Source organism: Flavobacterium sp. 140616W15 (assembly GCF_003668995.1).
Classification (GTDB): Bacteria; Bacteroidota; Bacteroidia; order Flavobacteriales; family Flavobacteriaceae; genus Flavobacterium.
Map to the genome: position 1 here is coordinate 1419564 of NZ_CP033068.1, position 26888 is coordinate 1446451.

Below are 26888 nucleotides of genomic sequence, written 5' to 3' on the forward strand. Positions count from 1 at the left end.
ATGTTTCTATATGCTAAAATAATTGAACCAATAGCCTCAATGACTCTATAATAAATTAAAATACCTGTGTCCTTAATAAAATGCATTTCTGTATCTGTGTCTTTTTAGAGCTGTAATTTATATTTGCCTTGTAACAAATTGTGAATGATAACAAAAACAAAGCAGGTTATGAATATTACATACAGATCAGTTTACTTATCAGATCTTAAGAAGATTGTAAACTTATATACGGAGCATGATGGTTTTAAAACCAATACGTTAACAGGTGATTTTGGCCTTCCACTTGATATTATGATGGCCGACAATAACAAAATACTAGCCTGTTCTTTTATTCTGTTTAATGAGTTGGATGAAATTACCTATAGAGTCCTTTCTGATAAAACAGTTGTTTCTGATGATATGGCTGATGATTTATTGCTTTTTACTAAAAAAGATAAAATGAAGCATCCTGTAAATGAATGCTTGAAAAACTCCATTTTTAGATTGACAAACTGGATCAATCATTCCGTTTAATAGGTTCTAAAATTTTTAGCGCAATAATTTAGGATACAGATTTGTATTCTGTAATTTTACAGGACACAGAAATTTTTTATAAATGAGAAAGGAAGTTTTATATCATAAAATTGCAAAAATAATCGAGGCACAAATTCTTTCTGGAACATTAAGAATTGGGGATAAACTTCCATCATTGCGATCTGTACAAAAGATTTATGGTATTAGCCTTAATACAGCCAAGCAGACTTTTTTAGAGTTAGAGAGTAAATCTCTTATTGAATCACGAGCGAGATCTGGCTATTATGTAAGTATATCGAGCCAAAGAAAGCTGGCTCTACCGTCTATTAGTAAACCCGATTTATCTAAAAAAGAAAAAAATCCCGATGAATTAATTAATAAAATCTATGAATCCTTAAACAGAAAAGACAGCAGGCAGTTTTCTTTAGGGATTCCTGATGATAGCTTGCTTCCGATAGCCAAATTAAGCAAGGGGGTTATTAAAATTACCCGAGATCTTGGTAATAAGGGCTTGGCAATTGAGCCCGCTCAAGGGAATGAAAATTTAAGAAGAAGTATTGCAAAATGGGCATTAGTATTAGAAGGTAAATTAACGGGTGACGATTTTGTAACGACTCCCGGAACAATGAGTGCCATATTTAATTGTTTAACAGCTGTTACTAAAAGTGGTGATACAATTGCTGTAGAGAGTCCTGTGTATTTTGGAATTTTACAATTAGCAAAGTCAATGGGATTATATGTAATTGAACTTCCTACTGATCCTGTTTTTGGTGTAGATATTGACGCTTTAAAAAAAATCATTCATAAGGTAAATGCAGTTTGTCTGGTTAGTAATTTCAATAATCCGATGGGTAGTTTAATGCCTGATGCCACTAAAATAAGGCTGGTAGAAATGCTTACTTTTTATAATGTTCCACTAATAGAAGATGACTTATTTGGGAATCTTTATTTTGGCGCTTCCAGACCCAAACCATGCAAAATTTATGATGAAGCTGGAATTGTGATGTGGTGTGGCGGAATTTCTAAAACTTTAGCCCCAGGTTATAGAATAGGGTGGGTGGCTCCGGGAAAGTTTAAAAATAAAATTATATCGCAAAAACTATTACAAACGGTATCGATGCCTTCTTTATATCAGGAAGTTGTAGCCGATTTTATGGAGTTTGGAGGTTATGATCAGCATTTGAGGAAGCTTAGACAGACTTTACATACCAATTGCCTAAAATATCAGCGTACGATTGAAGATCATTTTCCTGCAAATACAAAAATATCACAACCACAGGGAGGCTTTTTTTTATGGCTGGAGCTAGACGAGAGAATTGATACTGCTGCACTCTATGATCTTGCGATTGAACAAAAATTAAGTTATGCACCTGGAAGAATGTTTACTCAACACGATCAATTTAATAATTGTATGCGGTTAAATTTTGCATTACAATGGGATGACAACTTAGAACATGATTTAAGAAGATTAGGTCAGTTTTTTAAAAAAGCATTGTGAGTGTGAATAGAGTTTAAAAGTTGGATAGTTAAAAGAAATAAATTACTTCTTTTTTTATAATTTTAATATGCCGCTTTATATTGAAGTTTTACTGAAAGAATATTTAATTATATAAAAACATAAATATGTTATCTGAGAAATTATTAAAGCAAATTGATTTTATTAAAGAGATTGATAAAATAAAATACATTCAAAGGAAAACGAAACTCTTTAATAGTGATAGAAATGAAAATGATGCTGAACACAGTTGGCATTTGGCTGTAATGGCAATAGTTCTGGCTGAACATTCGGATACTGCCATTGATGTTTTGAAAGTAGTTAAAATGGTGTTGATTCACGACATTGTCGAAATTGATGCTGGTGATACTTTCATTTATGATACTCAAAAAAGTCACTCTAATACTGATGAGGAGCGTTTGGCTGCTAATAGGATTTTTGGTTTACTGCCTCAAGAGCAGGCGGAGGAGTTCATTAAAATTTGGGAAGAATTTGAAGCTGGTGAAACCAACGAAGCAAAATTTGCTAAAGCAATGGACAGGCTGGAACCGTTATTACAGAATACGTCAAACAATGGGGGAACCTGGAGTGAATTTGGTGTGAAGTATGACAAAGTTTATGAGAAAAAAATAGCGATCAAAGAAGGCTCAAGCAGTATCTGGAATTACGCCGAAAAGTTAATTGATGAAAGCGTTGAAAAAGGAATGTTAAAGAAATAAGTTAGATAAGAGTATTTAATGTGTTGATTAAAAAGGTTTAATGATAATTTAAAAATCCAATTCTAGGATGAATTGGGCTTTTTTAGTATATATACTCTATAATTCAAACTCATTACTATTTGAGTAGGATTTTAAGTTATTAGCTAATTCCAGGTGTTAACCTTTATGCTAAATCTAATCCGTTGAGTGTTGTTACTTAGTTTCACTCGGGTTATTTTTTATCAAACACATAGCAACTAATACCAAACACAATCACCCCGAATAGATTTGTGTTAATCCGTGTAATTGGTGTTTGTTTTATGCATTTCCATCAGATGAGTGTTATGTGCATTATAAATAAAGTGAAACGCCTGTCTTTAGTTTAAAAAAAAACTATGTTTCTATGTGTTGAAAAATACTTTACTTTTATGCTGTCTGTAACTAATACTAAACACAATCACGCCGAATAGATTTGTGTTAATCCGTGTAATTAGTGTTTAATATTAGTATATATTTTATGCTTTTATAATACTATTCCTTTTTGATAGACTTCACGATTTGCTATATTACTTTTTCCTGAATTTATAACCTATAGTTACAAAAATGCTTTCATTGTATATTTTCCATTGGTGTTTATTTTCGGAATTTTCTAATATCGGTACTAAACCTCTAATGTATCTTGCTCCTATGTTAATACCATTTGGTAGTGCATAATTTAATCCTGCTACAAATCCCGCATCCATTTTCTGGCTGTAATCGCCTGTAGCTTCTCCTGTTCCGTAAATTGTTTTATCGGTGTATGTGTTTCCGTTTTCGTCTTTACGTTGCACTGAAGCGTTTAATAAGAGTCCTAAATAAGGCCCTGCATAAACTTCAAAGCCTTTGTAATAAAGAGTAGGGCTTGCAGGAAATAGATCAATGTATTGTCGCTTAAATTTGCTGTCGAATGCTGGATTTATTTCATCTTCCATTCTGATTGTTGTAACTCGTTGGCTATAAAAAAGTTCGTGTTTTAAGCCAAAATAATTGGATGTTTTATTATCAAGGGTAACTCCAATTGAATGTCCAACGGCTCTTTTGGTAGATCCCTCTTTAGATAGATTGTCAATATCTTCCCCTTTTAATGTTGACCAGTTTGCACCAGCATTTATGCCAAATGTGAAGCTTTCTTGTTGTGCACTAATTTTTAATATAAAAAAGAGCATGATGCAGATTGTATATGTATTTTTCATTTTAGCTGTATTATTTTAAAAATTAATATCCCAAATACCTGCTGATTTTTCTAGTTCAACCAGTGCTGCAGCATAATTGTATAAGGTTTCATAATAATTAAGTTGTGTTTCATTATAGGTTCGTTGTGCATTTAAAACTTCGAGTAAACTAGTTTCTCCACGTTTATAGCTATATACTTTTCCATTAAGAAGTTTTTGTGCATCAGCTAGTAAGCCTGTGTTAAATTGGCGTATTTGTTTTTGTGTTGTGAGATAATTAAAGTATGCTTTTCTTACTTCTATTTGTATTTGTAATTCTGTTTGTTTGTATAAAACATCAGCTTGCTGCATACTAAATTCTGCTGCTTTTAGCTCTCCTTTATTTCGATTAGAAAACTTTAATGGTATTGTAATGCCTGCCGAAATTGAGTTTGATGATGGAGTAGGAGCAACGGCATTACTCACTATCGATGCGCTTTCGACTCCTAGACCTAATCCTAAGTCGATTGCTCTATTTGCTTTGGCTAATTTTAAAAGATCCTGAGATACGTTTTTGTTTTTTAATGCTGCTAGTAAATCAGCACGATTGTTTTCGGCAGCGGTAATTAGCTCATTTAAATCAAACAAACGGTCAAACTTTGCTAAGTCTCCTGATGGCAAATACAAAGTATCTGCTTTCTGACTTCCTACCATAGTTCCTAGTTCTAATAAGGCTGTTTTCCAATCGGCTTCACTTTGGTACACTTCATTGAGCATAGAGTTGGCTTCTAAATTACTTTGGCGCGCATCAATTTCGGCTATATTCCCTAGTTTATACTGAATGCTATCTGCTACTGCTATGTTCTTAAGAATAGTGTAAGAGTTTAATTGTACCTTGAAGATGTCTTTTTGCTTTAAACTGGTTAAATAGTTTAAAGTAGCCTCTGCACGTAGGTTACGAAAATAGTCTTCTAGTAATGCTTTTGTAAGCTCATTTGTACTTTTTGCTACATTTATTCGGGCTTTTCGCTTGCCACCAAGTTCTAATGTCCAGCTTACTTCTGACGAAAATCCATATCCCATTTGCATTCTTCGTTGACCATTATCATTAGCTCCTATAGCAAGTTCTGGATCTGGAAATACTTTTGCAGCTTCTATATCTGCTTCTGCTATATTTACATTGAATTTCTCAGCTGCATATCCTAAATTGTTTTTATTTACTAAGGATAAAAAATGAGTATAATTCATTTTTACTTGTGTAAATGTGGTGTCTATCTGAGCTTTTGATACTGCCGAAATATGCAACAGTATCAAAAGTATAACCCATTTGTATTTTATATTTTTAATCATAATAGATCATTTTATTGATTATCAATTTCTTCTTGTAACACTTCGCTTTCCTCTCCAAATTTTTTCTCCATCAGGTAATAAAGTGATGGCAATGCAAATAATGTCAGGATGGTAGAGAATAGTAGTCCATATACTATTACTGTTGCCAGTGGCCGCTGTACATCGCTGCCGATACCTGTTGCTAATGAAGCTGGTAATAAACCCAGTACGGCAACTGTCGCTGTCATTAATACGGGTCTAAAGCGTTGTTTTGCTCCATTTGTTACTGCACCAAGTAAATCCATTCCTCTTTTACGAAGCTGATTGATGTGTGAAATCATAATAACTCCATTTTGTATAGCAACTCCAAACAAAGCAATAAAACCGACTGCTGATGATACGTTAAGGGTCATTCCTCGCATATTAAGTGCTAGCATTCCTCCAAATAAGGCCAGTGGAACGATACTCATTAGTAATCCTGCTTGACGGAATTTCCCGAATGCACCATATAGAAGTACAAACATTAATGATAGCGCTAGTGGTACAATAATAGCTAAATGGCTGTATGCTCGCTCTTGATTTTCAAATTGTCCGCCCCATTTTATTTTATATTTTTCATGGTCATATTTTACCTTTTCTTCTATTTTAGATTGTGCCTGTGCCAGGAAAGAACCCAAATCGGCACCTCTTAAGTTTAATCTAACAGTAAGATGGCGTTTGTTCATTTCTCTTGCAATCGTGCTTTCTCCTGTATTAAGCTTGATATCGCATACTTGTGATAACGGAATTTTAATTCCCTCGGAATTGGTAAGCATTAGATTTCCTATTTTTTCCAGACTATTACGGCTTTCTTCATTGTATCTTGTTATGATATCGTAGACTCTATTTTCTACAAATAGTTGGGATACTGCTTTTCCGCCCATTGCTACTTCTATTAATTCTGACACATCATCTACGTTCAATCCATACTGCGCGATTTTTTGACGGTCGGCAATAACTTGTATTTGTGGTAATGGTGGCTCTTGATCGATGGCTAAGTCAACAGCTCCTTTTACATTTTCTAATGTTTTAATAATATCTTCAGCTATTCTTCTGGTTTCTTTAAAATCGTCTCCATAAATTTTCACAACCAATTCGCTATGGGCACCTGATATTTTATCCATTACACCATCAATCATTGGTTGAGTAAATCCTACGTTATAGCCTGGCATACTGGCGTATTCTTCTCCGAGTTCTTTAATTAAATCGGCTTTGGTTTTTCCCCATTTCCATTGGCTATATGGTTTTAAACCAATACTGCATTCGTAATGCGATGGTGTCCATGCATCTGTTCCGTCATCATTACGTCCTGCTTGTACCATCATATAGGTTACCTCATCGTGTTTTAATGTTCGATGACGCAGTGTATCGCTCATTTCTTTTGATTTCTCTAGAGTAATACCCGGTGGTAATGATACTTGCAGCCAGATTGAACCTTCGTCGAGTGGAGGTAAAAAATCTTTTCCTACCATTGCAGTAAGTATAAAGGCAAAGCTTAGTACTACAACTAATGGTGCAATTACTTTTTTAGGAGCCTTCATTATTTTTAGGATGCTGTTATGATACGAATTGGTTAGTTTATCCAGCCATTTATTATGATACATTTTTTGTGGCTTGCGATAGATAAAATAGGCCAACCCTGGAATCAGCAATAAAGCAACGGATAACGCTCCCAATAGTGCATAACCTACTGTAAAGGCCATTGGAGTAAATAGTTTTTTCTCTACACGCTCAAAAGCAAATAAAGGCAAGTAAGCAATAATGATAATTAGCGTTGCAAAAAAGATAGGGCGTGCTACACTTTTTGCTCTTTTTGCTACACTTTGTTCTGTTAGTTCAACATCTTCATGATCTTCTCGTTTTTTCAAGATGGTTTCCATCATTACAATTGCTCCGTCTACAATTACCCCAAAATCAATTGCTCCCAATGAAAGTAAATTGGCAGGGATGTTAGTAAGTTTCATTAAAATAAAGGCAATTAAAAGAGAAATAGGAATTGTAATTGCTACTAATAAGGCACCTCTCCAGCTTCCGAGGAAAACAATTAATACAATAATTACCAGAAGCATTCCTTCTAATAAAGTATGCGAAACGGTGGTAAGTGTGGTGTTTACCAAATCGGTTCTGTCTAAAAAAGTATGTATTTGAACTCCCTCCGGAAGGTAATTTTCATTTAAATCATCTACAGCCTCATTTACCCCTTTTAATACTACTGATGGATTTTCGTTTTTTAGCAAAAGCACTATACCTTGGATATTATCCGAATAATCTGCTCCTCGTTTGTCTGAATATCCTAATGCACCTTTACGCTCTAGATTTCCATATTTTAATTTTCCAATATCATTCAGATAAATTGGTACACCATTTACTGATTTTACTACAATACGTCCAATGTCTTGTAAATTTTTTACCAAACCAATGCCACGTACCACATAGGCTTGGTCGCCACGATTGATGACACTTCCACCAACATTGGCGTTGTTTTTCTCGATAGTTTCGGTTACTTCACTTAATGATAACCCATATTGCTCTATTTTTCGAGGATCTAATTCAACTTGATATTGTGTTGTAATACCTCCAAAATTGGTTACATCGGCTACTCCAGAAATTTGCTTTATTCTTGGAATAATGGTGTATTCCTGCAATTCACTTAAAGCTCTTAAATCATGATTTTTGCTTTCGATGATATAGCGATATATTTCGCCTGTAGGTGAGGTAAGTGGATCTAAACCAGGAATTGCTCCATACGGTAATTCGACATCGTTTAAGCGTTCCTGAATTCTTGCTCGGGCAAAATAATCATCTACACCATCATCAAAAACAATTGTTACCATTGATAATCCAAAGGTGCTTTTGCTTCGCATTACATGCATACCCGGCAAACCATTTATAGCACGTTCTATCGGAATAGTGATTTGTTGTTCTATCTCTTCGGCTGCTAAACCTGAGACTTGTGTTACTACTTGCGAGGTTACATCGCCAATATCTGGATAGGCTTCTACCGAAAGCTTTGTCCATGAATAATAGCCAAATACTGAAAGAAGTAAAAATAACGTCAGAATTAACCAGCGTTTTGCTATTGTTGTTTGAAATATATTTTGTTTCATTTTTTTTCTTGTTAAGAGTCAGAGTTGCAAAGGTTCAAAGGCTCAGAGGTTCAAAGGTTCAGAGCGAGCTTGAAAGATGGTAATTGTTTGATAGTAAGTGTTTTATTATTGATTTCTCGTTTTGTTTGTCATTTCGGTGAAGGAGACCCGAGCGATAGCAAACAGACGTAGTAAATCTCATCAAGTAGCTCGACAATGATTATGGAGTTTCTCGCGAAGATTTCTCCTTCGTCGAAATGACAATATTGAGAAAAACCTTTGTCCCTTTGCCACTCAGAACCTCTTTGTTTTTACTTCGCTTCAAGTAGATAAAAAGCCCCTTCGCTTATGATTATTTCATTTGCTTTTAGTCCAGATAGTATTGCTATTTTTCCGTTGCTGGAAATTCCCGTTTCTACATAACGTCTAACATATTTTCCTTTTTCTAGTTGAACAAGTACAAAACTGCTGTCGTTATATTGTAAGACTGCTTTGGCAGGAACAAACAGTGTATTTTCGGGAGTGTCTATGAATTTTACAGTTACATACATACCCGGTTTTAGTGTATGGTCTTCATTAGTGCATTCTATTAAGACTTGTACGCTTCGTGTATCCTCATCAACTATTTCATTGACATGGTAAATTTTTCCAGTAATTTTTTTATCAGGATAGGAAGCTAGCTGAATCTCGGCACCATCTAGTTTCTTAATAAAACGAACGTCTTTTTCTTTAACCTGCCCGGCAATCCATACCTTTTTTAAATCGGCTACTATAGCTTTAGGCGAGTCATCTTCTTTGATGTATTGTCCTAATACGACTTCATTTGTTATTACTTCTCCAGCAACAGGAGAGGTGATAATAAGTGGTTGACCAAAAACAAGCTTGTTTACATTTACTCCAAATATTTTTAAGCTTGCAATTGCATTTTGGTATTCTTTTTCATTGATTTCAAAGTTTGTTTCTGCTTCTTCCAGATCTTTTTGAGATCCTACACCATTAGTTTTTAAATCCTGCTGACGTTTTAGAGAAAGTTTAGCGATTTGAAAAGTTGATTTTGCCTGAAAGAAGTTTTTTTGTGCATCAATAAAATCTGGTGAGACCATTTCAAAAAGTGGTGTTCCTACCTGAGTTTTCATCCCTAGTTTTAAATACACTTTGGTAACTCTTCCAGAAAATGGAGGAGCAATTTCGGCATAAAAGTTAGGAATCGCTTTTACAGTACCTGCTGTTATTAATTCTAATTGAAACGGCTCATTTGTAACCGTTTCTAATTTTAATTTCGGACTAATTGTAGATGTCGCAGGAACTACAATGGTATCATTTTGCAAAGTGTAATTTTGTTTATCTGTCGTTTCTTCTTTACCACCGCAAGCTGTTAAAGCTGTTGCAGTAATTAGCGTTACTAAAAGGTTTCGGTATTGCTTTTTTTGATTGATGATTCTTGGTGTGTCGAATCTGTAATTGTTTTTAGTATTTAGTTTCATGTTGTTTTAATATTATAACCATTGATTAAATTTTTTAATAAACCATGTCTTAACATATTGTGTTAATAAGCAATAGCAAGTCAGTATTCCAAATAACCAAGGGAAATAGCTTAAAGGGAGCGGTTGCATTTTTAACATCGGTGCTAATGGCGAGAACGGAATAGCGATACCTACAAGCATTATTATTGTTGTTAATGCCAATACTGGTGCTGTAGCCCAACTTTGTATGAATGGAATTTTTTTAGTCCGTATCATATGTATAATTAATGTTTGAGAAAGTAAACCTTCTATAAACCAGCCTGTTTGAAAGAACGATTGCAGCTCTGGACTATTGGCTTTGAAATAGAAGAACATCAAAGCAAATGTTGCAAAGTCAAAAATGGAACTGATTGGACCAATAAAAAACATAAAACGCTGTATGCTAGAAGCATCCCATTTTTTTGGTTCCTTTAAGAAATCTTCATCCATTTTGTCCCAAGGAATGGTTGTTTGTGATATATCGTATAATAGATTTTGTGTTAATAATTGTACAGGAAGCATTGGTAAGAAGGGTAGGAAGGCACTTGCACCTAGCATACTAAACATATTTCCGAAGTTACTGCTGGCTGTCATTTTTATGTATTTAATGATATTTCCAAAGGTTCTTCGTCCGTAAATAACTCCTTTACGCAGCACCATTAAATCTTTTTCTAATAGTATTATATCGGCGCTTTCTTTGGCAATATCTACGGCAGTATCTACACTTATACCTACATCTGCTTCTTTAAGAGCTGCTGCATCATTGATACCATCACCCATAAAGCCAACAGTATGTCCTTTTGCTCGTAATGCTTTTACAACTCTTACTTTCTGTAAAGGACTTAGCTTCGCAAAAATCGAAACGTCATCTATTCTTTGAGTTAGTTCTTCTTCTGTCATAGATTCCAACTCGGTACCTAACACAATATTTTTTACAGGAATACCAACATCATTGCATATCTTTTTAGTGACGATTTCATTATCACCTGTTACAACTTTAACGGTTACTCCTAATTCCTGAAGCGCTGCTATGCTTGGTTGTGCCGATGGTTTTGCTGGATCAAGAAAACCAATAAAGCCAGTTAGCGTAAGTTGCAGTTCATCATCTACAGAATAGGTAAGCGGATGTTTTCCGTCAAATTCCCTAATGGCAACTAACAATACTCTTAATCCCTCTTCATTCATTTTTTTGGAGGTCTGCAAAACTTTGTTTCGCATTTTCTCATCCATCAGTATTATTTTGTCATTCTCAAGATGTAACTCTTTGTTTTCGCCTGGATCGAAGCTATGAGAGCACAAATCCAGAATTTCTTCGACTGCTCCTTTACAAATTAATAAGTGATTCCCGTTTCGCATTTTAAGAATAACCGACATACGTCTGCGTTCAAAATCAAAAGGGATTTCATCTACTTTCATAAAGTGTTCTTCTACTTTTAGATAATCATGTAGCTCAATATGTTCCAGAACGGCTTTGTCGAGTATGTTTTTTAATCCTGTTTGATGAAAACTATTGAGATAAGCCCATTTTAATACTTCATCATCTTCGTCACCGTAAGCATTTAAATGTTTTTCTAAAACAATTTTATCTAATGTTAGCGTACCAGTTTTGTCGGTACAAAGAATATCCATCGCACCAATATTTTGGATAGCGTTTAATCGTTTTACGATTACTTTATGTTTACTCATATTCATTGCACCCTTAGCAAGATTGGCAGTTACAATCATTGGTAGCATTTCGGGAGTTAAACCTACTGCTACAGCTATTGCAAACAAAAGAGCCTGCATCCAGTCTCCTTTTAAAAATCCATTGATTAAAAAGATGATAGGAACCATAACGAGCATAAAACGAATAAGTAAGTAGCTTACTTTGTTTATGCCTATGTCAAAAGAGGTTTCGGGTCTATTTCCTGTAATAGTTTTGCTAATGCTTCCAAAATAGGTGCGATTTCCAGTAACAACAACTATTGCCTTGGCAGTACCACTAACAACATTGGTTCCCATAAAACAAAGATTGTTGAGCTCTATAGGCTGTTTTGTATCTGCATCACGTATCGGGAGGGCATTTTTTTCTACAGGCAGTGCTTCACCAGTAAGCATAGATTCACTCACAAATAGATCTTTACATTTCATGATACGGCAGTCTGCTGGTATCATATCTCCTGCTGACAAAAAGAGAATGTCTCCGGGAACTAGCTCTGTCATAGCTATTTCTCTTTTGCCAATGAATTTTCTTAAAACGGTAGCGGTAGTTTTTACCATACTTTTCAATTTCTCAGCAGCCTGATTGCTTCTGTATTCTTGAAAAAATCGTAGTAATGCACTAAAGAGAACCATTCCGGCTACCATGATTACAGTCTTATAATCACTTTCACCTGGTTCAGCCATCCAGATATCAACAATAAATGAGATTATGGCAATAACGAGCAGTATAAAAATAAATGGGTTTATAAATGCTTTAATCAACTGACTTAACCATGAAGGAGCTTTATCGTGCTGTACTTCATTCAAACCAAATTTTTTAAGACGTTCATCAGAGGTTAGTTTTGTAAGTCCAATTTCAGAGCTTTCTAACATTGCATAAACAAAATTATGGTCGTTTCTGGAAGCATTACGTAATTTAGTTGTAGTGCCTTCATTCATTCCATTGCTATTGGTTAAGGAATAAAAAGGATGCTTTATTTTATCTTTTACGCTCATTTTAGTGGTTTTAAGTATAGATTAAAAAAAATTCAGATTACTCATTATAAATAGTATCAATTTCTAATGCGTTTATCGATGTGGACAGTTAGGATTATAGTTCAGTTTGAGTTCCCATAATTTCCCAGCTCACCTTCATGACTTTTTCTTCAATGGTCAATCGGCTGGCTACTTTTTCCATTAAACTATCCTGTGGCGTAATTGCTTTTATTTCGGCTGTTATAAGAGCTATTGATGGATTATCACCATCATCGCTTGTTAATGATTTTAATAATATTGTTTCTTCATTGCCTAAACTTTGCATTAACATTACCCGAAGATGGTTTTCGACTTCTGCCTTGCATTTTATAGTAAATAGGTAATCGGTAGGAGTATTAAGAGACTTTATAGATTGCAAACGGTTCAGTTTTAAACCTACAGGACGAAGCAGTAAATGTGTAATCATTACAGCAATACTTACGATTATGGCTTCTGTAAATAAACCTATGCCTACAAGTGTACCTACCGCTGCTGAGCACCAAATGGTTGCTGCTGTATTTAATCCCTGTACACTTAGTCCGTCTTTCATGATTACTCCAGCTCCCAGAAAACCGATTCCTGAGACAATTTGTGCGGCAACTCTGCTAGGATCTGCACCATCACCCAAAGAAACAGAGAGTAGTATAAAAGCAGTAGATCCTAATGAAACTAATGTATTTGTACGCAGCCCAGCATTTTTTTGTCGCCATTGACGTTCAATACCTATTGCTGCTCCCAGCAGTGATGCAAGTACTATACGTGTTGTGAATTCATAAGTTGTAATCATAATAAACCTCCTTTTCTTTTTAATTGATTTAACACATAGATCCATAATTCACATAGTCTTTAAAAGATGTTTTATTCAAAAAAAATCACATAAGGCTGTGCGAAAAAAATATAATTTTCTAGAACCACCTTAAATTATAATTTGATGTCTCTATGTGCTAAATACTATTTGCCAATTCTAATTGGCGTTATTATTATCTATTTTAGGAATAAGAGAATTGCGTTAATGATTATAGTACTCCTAATAGTTTGAATTGATTGATAAACAAGTAATTCGTAACCATGGCGCAAAATTAGTGTGGCTCTCTAGAAAATGCCGTTAGAGATGTTTTAGAAAAAATTAGAATTTTATTAGAAAGGAGATGGTCAAAAAAGTTTAATCAAAGACATTGGGTGTTTAATAATCTGGTACATTGTAAGTTAATGTGATAAATAAACTAAGAGTTACTTTATCTTTAAAAGCCCTTTATATCATGAAAAATGAGCAAAGGTTTTTTTGTTTTTAAAAAGTAAGAAGAAAAATCTAAAAAGCATGCTACCGTCTTTTAAGTGTTAACGAGTTCACAAATAAAGGCTTTTTATTTATTCTGAGTAGATGTGCGTAGCCTGATAGTATTACTTATTGTAAGGATAGTGATAGTTTTGTACCCTGTAGTCATGAGATAGTATAAACCTGTCTGTTTTTCAAACTAGAGCTACAATTGTTTTATCCCCCCAGTGATTTACTCTTTTGAAGAGTAAATTGTTGATTTTAATTTTAAGTTCATGAAAAAATATATTTTTCTCTTTGTTCTTGCCTTTATTGGTTATAGTTCATATGCTCAAATAGGAATAGGAACAAAAACTCCAGATGAGTCATCGGCTTTAGATGTTAAACTGCCTAATAAAGGAGTTTTACTTTCGCGTGTGTCACTTACAAGCACTACAGATGTTACTACAATACCCTCAGCTGCAAATTCTTTAACAGTTTATAATACGGCAACTGCTGGCGATGTTATGCCAGGGTATTATTACTGGAATACAACTGCTTCAAAATGGATTCGCTTAATGGATTCAAGTTCAGGAGGATGGGGGCTAAAAGGGAATTCAGCAACCAATCCTGCTACTGATTTTATAGGAACTACAGATGATAACAATATTATATTTAAACGTAACAAAGTACAAATAGGGATGTTGGCTCAAACAAATATTTCATTTGGAGAACAAGCTTTACAGAATGTAAGAGCAGGAATTAGGAATGTTGGTATTGGTTCTAATGCGCTTAATAGGAATAGTTCAGGAAATAGTAATACGGCGTTAGGGTACTACGCATTAAATTCAAATAGTACTTCATTCAATACTGGAATAGGAAGCTTGGCATTAAGTAGTGTAATCTCAGGCGAATCTAATACAGCAGTAGGTAGTAATTCTTCCTTAAAAATCGTAAAAGGTCGGATGAATACCAGTGTTGGGTATAATTCATTGTATAGTGGAGTTGAAGCTATTGCCAATACCGCTATTGGAAGTGACGCTGGATACAATATTATTAGTGGCTATAACAATACGGCTATTGGATATAATGCGTTATTTGATAATACCAATGGAAACACTAATACAGCAATAGGAAATAGAGCATTGTTAAATCTAAAAGCGACTGGTGCCTATATATCTGACGATAATGTAGGTGTGGGGAGCAATGCGGGAACTATGCTTACTTCAGGAAATAAAAATATTTTTTTAGGATCAGATACCAAACCGACCAATACAGCAGGAAGTTACCAACTGAACATCGGGAATAGCATTTATGGAGTGAATATAAATAGATCGGGAGTAAATGCCAGTATTGGAATTAATGTTCCAGCACCAGACAATTCGGCTGTATTAGAATTAAGTGCCACAAATAAAGGCTTTCTTCCTCCGCGTATTACCTTAAAATCAACGACAGATAACACAACTATTACCAATCCAGCGGCTGGTTTGCTAGTTTATAATACAGCTGCTGATGGAACTGGAATGACAACTGTGGCTCCAGGTTATTACTATTGGAATGGCACTAAATGGAGTATTCTGGCATCATCAGACAATGCCTGGAACACATCTGGTAACTCGGGTACAAGTTCTGAAACTAATTTTATAGGGACTACAGATAATGCTGATGTAGTGTTTAAAAGAGGGAATGTATCTGCTGGTCTATTAGCACTTCAGACTTATAATACTTCACTTGGGGTGAATTCGTATAAAGGTACTCCTTCAGGGAGCTATTCTGGACGCTGGAATACAGCCATTGGGTACAATAGTCTTCATGGTAATACTTCTGGGGAAGTATCAGGACATGACAATGTTGCTGTAGGTTCAAATAGTTTATCGTTAAATTATGAAGGTACGCAAAATGTAGCTATTGGATCAGAGGTGTTAAAAAATAATACAAAAGGTAGTGATAATACAGCAATTGGTTTTCAGGCCCTAGCAGTAAATAATACAGGAAATAATAATGTAGCGAACGGAGTGCTTGCACTTAGTAAGAATATATCAAGTAATAATGTAGCTATGGGACATAGTGCACTTTTTAATAATGTTTCAGGATCTGGAAATACAGCTATCGGCTATAATTCTGGGACTGCTTCAGATAATCTTACCAATACAACCACAATTGGAAATGGGGCAAGGGTAAGTTCATCCAATACCATACAATTAGGAAATGCAGCAATTACAACAATAGCAGGTCAGGTGCCATTTACAACAACGTCTGATAGACGATTAAAAGAAGATATCAAAACGATACCATTAGGATTAGATTTTGTAAATAAACTCCATCCCGTAGAATACGTCCGTAAAAATAATGAACTAAAAACAAAAGAATGGGGGTAATCGCTCAGGAATTACAGCAAACACTTGAAGCAGTAAACTACAAGGATGCTGGGATTGTGCAGGAAGACAATAGTGCAGATAAGATGCTCTCCGTTCGTTATACCGATTTAATTGCACCAATGATTAAAGCCATGCAAGAATTGTCTGCAGAAAATAAAGAATTGAAACAAAGAATTGAAGTGTTAGAAAATAAGAGATGAGAGATCGAAATATTATGATAAAAAGTCTTTCCTCATTTTTTATTAATGCAAGTTTTTTTTGTTTTACGTAAATTGCTGTTTAACTGCGCGTTAATAAAATCATAAATCAAAGATTCTTTCTTATGTGAGTAGATGTGCGTAGGTACTTATCGCTACTTGTTGATAGAATAGGGTTATGTTTGCGCGCCAGTATGATTAAGTATACTACTACTCTCCAATAAAAAATTATAATTATCACCCATTGTATCATAATGCCTTAACTAATTTCTTTTTTAGTTAAGGTATAGTTTTATTTTTTAAAATTTATGAAAAAGTATATTATACTCTTAGCTTTTATCGGATATAATTCCTATGCTCAAACAGGAATAGGAACAAAAGCTCCTGATGCCTCATCGGCTTTAGATGTTAAACTCCCTAATAAAGGGGTTTTGTTATCGCGAGTAGCACTTACAGGAACTACAGATACCGTAACAATACCTTCGGCCGCAAATTCTTTAACAGTTTACAATACGGCAACCACTAACGATGTAACTCCGGGATATTATTACTGGAACACTGCAAACAAAAAATGGATACGGTTACTAGATTCGAATTGGGAAGGCTGGGGATTAAAAGGAAACTCCGGAACTGATCCAGGTACTAATTTTATAGGTACTACAGACAATAAAGATTTAATTTTTAAAAGAAGTAATATACAAGCCGGTAGGTTAGGAGATTCGAATACCTCTTTTGGAAAAAGTTCACTAATGAATTCTATAGGTATTAATAACACTGCTATAGGAAGTAAAGCTCTCGAACTGAATATAGGTATTTATAATACAGCTGTCGGTTTCGGCGCGTTACAAAAGAACACAAATGGAGCTGGTAACACCGCTTTTGGAGCCATGGCTCTTGAAAAATTAGCTGATGGAGGTTATAATACAGGAATAGGAAAGTCGTCACTAGCTAGACTTACGAAAGGGATTCATAATGTGGCCTTGGGAGCGTTAACACTTGGTCAGATTACAGCTGGAAACTATAATATTGCTATTGGTAGTGGTGCTGGTTTTGCCTTTATGAATGGAGACAACTCAGATGGATTTAATACAATAGTTGGGTCTTATGATAATCATTTAATCCAAGGATTTTATGGTGGTAAAAATAATACGATATTAGGTTCTCGAATAAGGTATCCGTCAAATACTTCATTTTCTAATAACATTATCATAGCCGATGGCGAAGGCAATCGCCGTATTAATGTAAATGAACTTGGTAATGTAGGATTAGGAACTAATTCTCCGCATCAAGCGGCAGCATTAGAAATAAACAGTACTAATAAAGGAGTGCTTTTGCCCAGAGTTGCCCTTACATCGGCTACAGCTACAGCACCTTTAAGTGCAGTGACAGCAGGAATGATAGTTTATAATACTGCTACTGCAGGAATAGCTCCAAACAACGTAACTCCTGGACAATATTATCATAACGGATCCCAATGGGTAAGAGTAATGGATTCTTTTTCAGGATGGAGTTTAACGGGAAATACAGGTACGGTTCCAGGTACTAATTTCATAGGGACTACAGATAATAACGATTTAATTTTTAAGAGATATAATACCCAAGCAGGTAGGCTAGGAGCTACAAACACTTCTTTTGGGCAGAGTTCGTTAATTAATCCTCCTATTAATGAATGGGCAGGTAATTATAATACAGCTATAGGTAATAAAGTTCTTGAAAAAAATACTTCAGGTAATTTTAATACTGCTACGGGTTTTGGGGCATTGCAAAATAATACAATCAATAATTCTAATAGTGCTTTTGGCTATTCGGCGATGGAAAATAATACTACAGGTAGTGAAAATACTGCTGTAGGCTCCAAAGCATTGCAAAAGAATATAAATGGTAAAGGGAATAGTGCTTTTGGATATTTAGCAATGGGAAATAGTATCGTTGGGGAGTATAATACGGCTATGGGGTATGGAGTCCTCAATAATTTTTCTGAAGGAACGTATAATGTGGCTATAGGAATGCATTCATTGTATAACCTTACAAAAGGGACTAATAATGTGGCTTTGGGATCAGGTGCACTTGGTCAAAACACAACGGGAAATTATAATATTGCGATTGGAAGTGGTGCGGGTGCTAATTTTAATACAACAGACAATTCAGACGGATTTAATACTATAATTGGTTCTAATGATAATTATACCAATCAAGGATTTGTAAGTGGTAAAAATAATACGATAATAGGTTCACGTATAAAGTATTTGTCCTCTTCACTCTCTAATAACATTATCATAGCGGATGGGTCAGGTAACAGACGTATCAATGTAGATGATAAAGGAAATGTTGGGTTAGGAACGAATACACCCGATGCATCGGCTGCACTGGATGTTACGAATACTAGAAAAGGTTTGTTAATGCCTAGAGTTCCTCTTACAGGAACTACCGATGTTATCAGAATACCGTCACCTGCTAATTCGTTAATGATTTACAATACTGCCACTGTTGGCGATGTTACTCCAGGTTATTATTATTGGAATGCTGAGGTTTTTAAGTGGATAAGAGTAACAGATGCCTCAACACCAAGTTCAGGATGGGAGTTAACGGGAAACTCAGGTACAATTCCTGGTACAAATTTTATAGGAACTACAGATGATAACGATTTAATTTTTAAAAGAAATAAGATACAAGCAGGATTAATAAAACCGCTTTCTACTGCTTTTGGTAGTGAAGCACTACTATCAGTGACAGCAGATAATTATAATACTGCTTTTGGAGCAAAAACCCTTACGGCAAACACTACAGGGCAGGTAAATGTGGCAGTTGGAACATTAGCATTAACAGCAAATAGTACAGGTGAAGGAAATAATGCTATAGGTGCAGCAGCACTTTATTCTAATACAGAAGGTAATTTTAATATTGCTGTAGGATCAAATACATTGATGGCAAATACATTGGGGTCTGGAAATATCGGAATTGGAAGTAATACATTATTAAATAATTCTACAGGAAATGAAAATGTAGTAATAGGAAATAAATCGCTAACGAACTTTATTACTGGGAATGGTAATAGTGCTTTTGGAACTGAGATAGGAGCTAGTTTTTCTTGGCATTCTTCGGCTAGTAACAATACATTCATAGGATATAAAACAGCTAATGGGATTTCTCAGGGAAAAGCAAATACAATTATTGGTGCAAATGTAGATATAAGAGCAAAAAAAACAGATGCACCAATCCCATTATCTAATAATATTATCATTGCTGATGGAGATGGTAACAGACGTATTAATGTAGATGATAAAGGAAATGTAGGATTAGGAACCAATACACCGCATGAAAGTGCTGCTTTGGAGGTTACAAGTAGCATAAATAATAAAGGCTTGCTGTTACCAAGAGTTGCTCTTACAGCAACAAATGTCGCTGCACCACTAAGTGCAGTAACGGCCGGGATGACAGTATATAATACCGCTACAGCTGGCGTTGTGCCTAATAATGTGACTCCTGGTGTATATTATCATACAGGAAGTGAATGGGTAAAATCATCAGTAGATAACTTAGGGAATCATACAGCAAATCAGGTACTTAATTTAGCAAATAACAATATTACAAACGCTAAAAAAACTGATACAGAGTTATTAACAATAAAAAAAGGGGCTGATGGCTCTTTACCAACGAATGGAAAATTAGCCATGGCTACTAATGCACAAGGAGATATTGTTTGGGTAGATCCAGATAAGTTGCCTATTTCAATTCCTGCTCCGTCGGCTATTTTTAAAATAAATACAAATCAGGATATATTAGGAGGTTCAATTGGATCAACATCAGTAATGAAAGCTAAATTATTAGCAAGTTCTATTAAAAGTAAGGTGAGCTTTGATGAACCAACTAGTAAAATAAAATTGAAACCAGGTAAGTACAAAATAGAGCTAGCATTGTCTTTATTGGCTCCAGATTCACCATCAGGAACAAATGTACATAGTTATTTTGTTGATTTCCCAGGACAGGGAGGGCGTATTCATAAAAATCAAGTTGCAATGGGAGGAACTATTTCTAATCATGGAATTAACATCTCGAGTATAGCAATAATTGGTAATGATACTGATTGGACTATTTATCTAGGGCGTGGACAAGCAGGAAATTATGTTGGAAAGACACTAATAGAGGGTAATGATACCAGTAATGGTAATTATATAATGATAACTCAATTGCCTGATTAAATGATTTTAAGCCTAATGATTTTTCAAAGTGTTTTGTTTATTCATAAACAAAAAGTAAAAGTAGTAATCAGTTTATAATTCGTGTGTATTAGTAGAGCGAGTAGATATTATTAGGTTGTTGTAGGCTCTTGTTGTCTAAACAGCAATATGTTTGTCAAACTATTCTCAATCGAAGTGTTAATGTGGTCATAAAAAAGCCTTTTTCATTTATTTTGAGTAGATGTGCGTAGGATGTTATTACTTGTTATTGATTGTGTTACATTAATTTTGTAGCCATGGTTGATAAATGTAAATATACGTACGCTATTCCTTATATGCCGAAACAATTTTATTAAGTACCCCAATCTTCAGAATTTTAATATAGAAATCATTTAATAAATGAAATTTCCCCCTTCCTTTTTGTATTTACTCTCAAGAGTTATACAATAAAGGCAGAGATAGATAGAAGAATTTGATAAAAAAAATAATTAATCACAACCCTAAAATTAAATATGGAGGTATTGAATTTTTTGCATACGTAATTTATAGAAAAAAGAGTTAGAGTTTAGGAAATGATGTTTGGAAAGGAAAACTTAAAACAGACATATAATTGTAATAGCAATTAAAAAATACAGTTATGGAAAATAAAAAAAAGGATTGATATATGATAGTCAAAATTATTTTTCGAGATTTTTGAAATACGAATTTAAAGATCATTTTTCATTCGATGTATACAAGAATTTTAAAAATTTTGATGATGTATTAGATGAATATACTTTTATGTTATTTGTTGTATACTCAGACCAAGAATTAATTGATTTATTACGGATATACAAGAGAGGAGTACCATTGATAGTTTCTACATTAAATCAAGATATTAAATCAAAGTTAGAAAAAATAGAAGACATCTTATTATTTGATTCCTCTAAAATAAAATCAGAAATGAGAACTGAATTGAGATTCTTTATTAATACGGTTACTTAACATAGATGGAAAGTATATTCATTATTTATCATATGATAATTTTATTTTAAATGGTTAGCAATAGCTTGCACATAAATTAAATTAAAAGATTATGTGCAAAAAGTCAGTTGTTTTTTTATTGTTAGTTGCATTCTATACTATGAATGCACAAATTGGAATAAATACCAAAGTGCCAAATGCAACAATGGAAATAAAACATTTAGATAATACTAAGGCTTGTGGCTTGCTACTTCCTAAAATAACTGGGGATGAATTAAAAGCTATGGATTATTTATATAATCAGGAGCAAGATGGAGCAATGGTACATGTAACACGAGCCTTAACACAGCAGTTGCTTGATGGAAAAACTCAAAAAATTACTATTCCTGGAATTTATTATTATTCACATCGCACAGCATTATGGGAAAACATAAATCCTCCTAAATCGATAGAAAATAGAACTTATGTTTTGATTAATAAAGGTGGTGCCGAAGATATAACATATAGTAATCCCAAAAATATTCGCTGGGGAATTATTGAAGGGTTAAATTATTCTAATGTACAGCTTAGTTTAGATCAAACAGAAATAATTTTACCGAAAGGATATATCTTTAAAGTTACAGGAATGATTGGTGTTGGCGCATTCTCTGGATGGGGAGGAGGTGTAGCTACTTATATAACGAGTTCCTTTGTAGCTACCCCTTCAAATAAAATGGTGCTATCAACAAGGGGGTTTGTAGAGTCTTCTACAGAAACATTTGAAGATGGTGGAGTGACGAATCCAATAGCAGTTTTTGATACTTCAGAAACGGTTGTTACAGTTCGTTTAAAAGCATTCGGACCTCCTAACAATAGAAAAACGATTGTGGCAGGAGCTCCAACAAATTCTAGTATTGGTACTTATTTAATCATAGAACAATTATTGTAGTTGGATTGTTAGGTTTATGCTTTATAGTAAAAAGGTTTCTATTTTTTTTAGACTTTAGCTTACTATACGATTAAAATTAGAGATATTACTTTTATGCACATGAGTGTGTATTTAAGTGATATCTTTTTTTATTATTATAACTTTTTCATTTATCACTATTTTTCTTTTTAAGTCTCAATTTTCATTTGATGCATACAAGAATTTTAAATTTTTTGATGATCTATTTGGTGAATATACTTGTTATATACTCTGACCAAGAATTAATTAACTTATTGCGAATTCATAAGTGAGAACTACCATTGATAGTCTCTATATTAACTTCATACAAACTAATCTGGTGTTTTTTTCAAAGGCCGTTTTTTCTTAAAAAAAAACAAACATAATAACAATATGGAATGTTATTAATTATATTTGCAGAAATAATTTTGATTTATCTCATCCTCCCATTTTTGAGATTCTAATTTTTAAAATTATATTTTGTCATAAAAACAGAGAAATAATCCGCTATATTTTACGAGTTTTAATTTTCGGTTTACATAATAAAATAATATTAACATTTCTCCCACAAATAAAGGAAGACATGATTTAAAAGTGACGTAAGTCAGCTTTTAAAGTCATGCTTGTAGTCTTCCTATAAACTAATTTTAAAAAATAAATTTATGAAGAGAGTATTGCTTTTCATTTTATTGTGTTCATATAATATTGGCATTTCTCAAAATACTATCAAAAAAATTGATAGTTTATTAGAGCATGCCATCAATATAGAAAATGAATCACCACTTAAATCTCAATTAGAAGCGATCAAGGTTATTTCTTTAGCCAAGGAACTCGATTATAAAAAAGGGATTATAGAGGCAGAGCTTTTTTTGAGTGAGAGTTATACAAGAAGTAAAGACAATAAATTGGCATTGTATTATGCTACAGAAGCAGATAAACTAATAACAATAAATTCAGAATCAGCATATTTAAAATCGAAAGCATTACGATTGCGAGGTATAGCCCTCGCTAGGCTAGGATTTTATGAGTCTGCTTCTATAATATTAAAGCAATCTATAGTATTTGGAGAAAAAATTAAAGATAAAAATGATAGAAATAGGAACTTAGGTTTTATTTATGCAAATATTGCGATGAATCATGAGGAGAATGAAATAGATGAAGATTCTGTAGGATACTATTATAGAAAAAGCTTTTTCTTTTTTGATAATATAGAGGAAGACAACCCGCATAAAAATAGATGCATGGCTCTTGCCAATGTTTTTTTAGGATCTTTTTATCTTAAAAAAAAGGACTATGAAAAGGCTGAACCCTATTTAATAAATGCAGTAGTACTTGCTAAAAAACTTAAATTGGACTTTATAACTATTGAATCTGTTTCAGGTTTGGGATCTGTAAATTTTTATAGAGGAAATTATGATGATGCTAAAAACAGTTTTCAAGAGGCGCTACTAATTGCTAAAGAAAATAAAAGAATTTTTTATATTAATGATCTTTATTATAATCTTTCTAGAATTTACTGTATTCTAAAAGACCAGGATAGTACAAAATATTATAGGGATAAATATGTAACACTAAACGATAGTCTTTCTAAAATTCATAAGCAAGCAGTATATAATTCACTGAGAATTTATTTAGAAGAGAAAGATGAAAAAATGCTAACTAATGTAGGGGTAATAATTACATTATTATCTTTACTTCTTATAATTATTATTATCACTTTTGTTTACATTAAAAAATATAGAAAAAGATTTGTGAAAGTAAAAGAAGAAAGTAATAGTATTGATAATCAGTTGAAAATAAAAAAAGAATTGATAGATAAAATCACAAGTCAAAATCCAAATCCAAAGGCAGGAGGAACGGATTTAAAACAGCTTGTAATAGAAAGAAGTCCACTATTTTTTGCAAAATTTAAAGAAATATATCCAGAGTTTATAGATAAAATTATTGAAATTACACCTACAATAGTTTCAAGTGAATTACGTTTTTGTGCATTATTAAAATTAGGTTTTTCAACTAACGAAATTGCTACTTACACAAAAAGTACTATTCGAGCTGTACAATCTAAAAGATATAGACTCAGAAAAAAATTAAATGTTCCTCCCGAAGAGGACTTATATGATTGGTTGTCAAATATTTAATGTTATAAATAATATATGAATAAAAAACTTTTTTTGCAAATACTAATTCTATTTGTAGCAATAACAGGCTATAGTCAACAGTATACAGAAAAACAAATTGATAGCATAATCGATAATATAAAAAAAATGGGGGATAGCATCCCTAACATAGCTATAGAAAACAGTTTAAAAAGTTATAAATATTCCGAAATTCTTGGTTACAAAAAAGGAATGGCAGTAAGCTCAATGCTCGCTGGAAAAAATTTGTACGATATAAATCAGTATGATAAGTCGCTAGAACAAGCTACAAAATCAGAAGAATTTGCTTCTAAAATAAATGATTATGAGTTACTTTCTGAAGCATATCGATTAAAAGGGATTAGTTATATAGGTCTCGGGCTTTATAAACAAGGATTTTTGGAATTAAAAAAAGGATTGAATGTTACGCCAAAAATCAGCAATACTGATGTTGCTTTCAAACAAAAAGGATTGCTTTATAATGACATTGCAGTAGGTTATGACAGAAGTACTGGGACAATAGATTCTATAAAAAAATATTTCAGATTAGGTTATGATCAATTCAATAAAATAGAAAACACCAAACTTAAGAATATTAATTTGTCATTAGCGAGCGCTAATGTAGGTGCTTGCTATCTTGCATTAAAGCAATATGATAGTGCGAGGATTTATTTGATAAATGCTTCTAAACTGGCAGAAAAAGAAAATTATAATTCAGTTAAATTATATGCCTATATAGACTTAGGTAATTTGGAATCTAAAAAAAATAATTTTGATGAAGCTTTAAAATATTATGAAGATGCACTCTTTTTAGCTAAAAAACTTAAAAAAAGAGAATTACAGCGTGATATTTATTTGAATCTTTCGCAACTGTATATTAGGCTTAAAAATAAGGATAAGGAAGAGTTCTATTTCGAAAAATATTTTTCTCTTAATGATAGTTTACAAAAAAATCAACAAAAAGCTGTAATTGCAACGGTTAAAGAACTTATTGAGGAGGAATACTCAACTGTTGAAAAAATTAGAAATACAGGTGTTGTTGCTCTTTTTTTAAGTACTGTGCTTACAATTCTTTTTCTCGTTTTTGCAATACGTTTGTATAAAATGAAGAAAAATGAAAAGAGAAAAATTGCTAAAAAAATGCAGAGACTACAAAAGAAAAAAGAGATGCTTGAAAAAGCAATACTCTTAAATGGTACAAGCTTAGATGAAGTTTTAGAATTAGCAAAAAATAACGATTCCATGTTCTTGTCAAAATTTGAGGCTACGCATTCAGATTTTTATAATAAAATACTTCAAGAGGCTCCTACTTTATCAAAAATGGAGTTAATTGTTTGTGCTTTTTTGAAACTTGGATTTCCTGTTAAAGACATTGCTTTGTATACTAATGTTACAGTTAGATCGGTTGAAGCTAGGATTTACAGAATCAGAAAAAAAGCTAATCTTACTGGGAAAAATGATATTAGTATTTGGATAGCAGATTTGTAAGGTTAGGTTTATATATCATAAATGAAAATAATACAATGGTATTCTTATCGTACTGATAGGGATACCTTTTTTTTTGTTCTTTTTTCTAAAATTGACACTTGTTCGTTTTTATTTCTACTATTGAAAAATAAGCACCTACTCGTTCACTACTTACTATTGTGAAAACAAGCTTTTTTTATGCTTTTTTCATGTTGTAAATATGGCTTTTATTGTTGATTATCAGTAGTTTGTGTCTAATTGTGCCTCCTGAGTAGATAAGTGTACCCGAGTGAGTGTTTTTTTTAGAATAAAATGCTTCAATTTGCTACAGTTAAGATGTTTAGTAAAGCTATTTTATATTTTTTAATCTATAAAATAATGAATATAACAGACGATGAACTTCTGTTGTATTGGTAATAATAATTTAGATTACCTGAGATTATTGTTAATGGTTGTTTAGCATTAACAAAAAAAAGGGGGTAGAGCTTTTGATTAGCTGCTCTGTCCCCCCTTTTTTAAACATCAATTTTAAATATATAATGATTATACTCGATTTTTAAGCGTTTATCAGATTGTTGGGGGATGAGCTGATAAATTATAGAGACTGTTATGGGAGCAGTCTCTGCTTAAAATCGTGTTTACTTACAAATAGATTATCATAATAAAAATAGTAATTAATCATATAGTCATTCCATCAATAATATTTGTTTCTATATAAAGAATTTTTTGGCGGAATAGATATTATTAATTTGAATAATGATTTGGTAAGTATCTGTTTAGAATCGGGATTTTCTATAAAATGAGTAATAATATTAGCATAATT

16 protein-coding genes are annotated in these 26888 nt (G+C 33.2%); 10 read left to right on the forward strand and 6 right to left on the reverse strand.

The features are described 5' to 3' along the window. Positions 1-168 precede the first annotated feature (168 nt). From EAG11_RS06120 to EAG11_RS06130, 3 genes are all read left to right on the forward strand, one after another. Positions 169-513, forward strand: coding sequence for a hypothetical protein (locus EAG11_RS06120; RefSeq protein WP_129538386.1), 345 nt, complete (start codon positions 169-171; stop codon positions 511-513). 82 nt (positions 514-595) lie between these two features. After that, entirely contained in the window at positions 596-2011 is a 1416-nt protein-coding gene (locus EAG11_RS06125; protein ID WP_129538387.1) for a PLP-dependent aminotransferase family protein, read from the forward strand. A gap of 125 nt (positions 2012-2136) precedes the next feature. Continuing rightward, positions 2137-2727, forward strand: a complete 591-nt coding sequence (locus EAG11_RS06130) for an HD family hydrolase (protein WP_129538388.1) — start codon at positions 2137-2139, stop codon at positions 2725-2727. A gap of 545 nt (positions 2728-3272) precedes the next feature. On the opposite strand, the gene EAG11_RS06135 is transcribed toward EAG11_RS06130, so the two are convergent. The 6 genes from EAG11_RS06135 to EAG11_RS06160 form a co-directional block, all read right to left on the reverse strand. Continuing rightward, the gene (locus EAG11_RS06135) at positions 3273-3938 is read right to left on the reverse strand and encodes a porin family protein (protein ID WP_129538389.1); all 666 of its coding nucleotides are present in this window, start codon (positions 3936-3938) and stop codon (positions 3273-3275) included. A 15-nt stretch (positions 3939-3953) separates the two neighbouring features. After that, on the reverse strand, positions 3954-5246 hold the full coding sequence (locus EAG11_RS06140; RefSeq protein ID WP_129538390.1) for a TolC family protein: 1293 nt from the start codon (positions 5244-5246) through the stop codon (positions 3954-3956). Between the two features lie 11 nt (positions 5247-5257). Beyond that, positions 5258-8371, reverse strand: a complete 3114-nt coding sequence (locus tag EAG11_RS06145; RefSeq protein WP_129538391.1) for an efflux RND transporter permease subunit — start codon at positions 8369-8371, stop codon at positions 5258-5260. Positions 8372-8661: 290 nt separating this feature from the next. Continuing rightward, on the reverse strand, positions 8662-9834 hold the full coding sequence (locus EAG11_RS06150; RefSeq protein WP_129538392.1) for an efflux RND transporter periplasmic adaptor subunit: 1173 nt from the start codon (positions 9832-9834) through the stop codon (positions 8662-8664). Positions 9835-9846: 12 nt separating this feature from the next. After that, positions 9847-12549 carry a magnesium-translocating P-type ATPase gene (gene mgtA / locus EAG11_RS06155; protein WP_129538393.1) on the reverse strand — a complete coding sequence of 901 codons (2703 nt, stop codon included), beginning with the start codon at positions 12547-12549 and terminating at the stop codon, positions 9847-9849. 94 nt (positions 12550-12643) lie between these two features. Further along, on the reverse strand, positions 12644-13354 hold the full coding sequence (locus tag EAG11_RS06160; protein ID WP_242499275.1) for an MgtC/SapB family protein: 711 nt from the start codon (positions 13352-13354) through the stop codon (positions 12644-12646). A gap of 764 nt (positions 13355-14118) precedes the next feature. On the opposite strand from EAG11_RS06160, the gene EAG11_RS06165 reads away from it, so the two are divergent. The 7 genes from EAG11_RS06165 (at position 14119) to EAG11_RS06190 (ending at position 26086) form a co-directional block, all read left to right on the forward strand. Then, positions 14119-16200, forward strand: coding sequence for a tail fiber domain-containing protein (locus EAG11_RS06165; protein WP_242499276.1), 2082 nt, complete (start codon positions 14119-14121; stop codon positions 16198-16200). Continuing rightward, the gene (locus tag EAG11_RS22115; RefSeq protein WP_242499277.1) at positions 16191-16400 is read left to right on the forward strand and encodes a hypothetical protein; all 210 of its coding nucleotides are present in this window, start codon (positions 16191-16193) and stop codon (positions 16398-16400) included. The genes EAG11_RS06165 and EAG11_RS22115 overlap by 10 nt, the downstream gene beginning before the upstream one ends. A gap of 305 nt (positions 16401-16705) precedes the next feature. Beyond that, on the forward strand, positions 16706-20596 hold the full coding sequence (locus EAG11_RS06170; protein WP_129538394.1) for a hypothetical protein: 3891 nt from the start codon (positions 16706-16708) through the stop codon (positions 20594-20596). Between the two features lie 672 nt (positions 20597-21268). Further along, complete coding sequence (locus EAG11_RS06175; RefSeq protein WP_129538395.1) at positions 21269-21559, forward strand: hypothetical protein; 291 nt, start codon at positions 21269-21271, stop codon at positions 21557-21559. 139 nt (positions 21560-21698) lie between these two features. Continuing rightward, positions 21699-22466, forward strand: coding sequence for a hypothetical protein (locus EAG11_RS06180; RefSeq protein ID WP_129538396.1), 768 nt, complete (start codon positions 21699-21701; stop codon positions 22464-22466). 659 nt (positions 22467-23125) lie between these two features. Continuing rightward, entirely contained in the window at positions 23126-24601 is a 1476-nt protein-coding gene (locus EAG11_RS06185; RefSeq protein WP_129538397.1) for a tetratricopeptide repeat protein, read from the forward strand. 15 nt (positions 24602-24616) lie between these two features. Further along, positions 24617-26086: a tetratricopeptide repeat protein gene (locus EAG11_RS06190; RefSeq protein ID WP_129538398.1), complete on the forward strand. Its 1470-nt coding sequence runs from the start codon at positions 24617-24619 to the stop codon at positions 26084-26086. Positions 26087-26888: the final 802 nt, after the last annotated feature.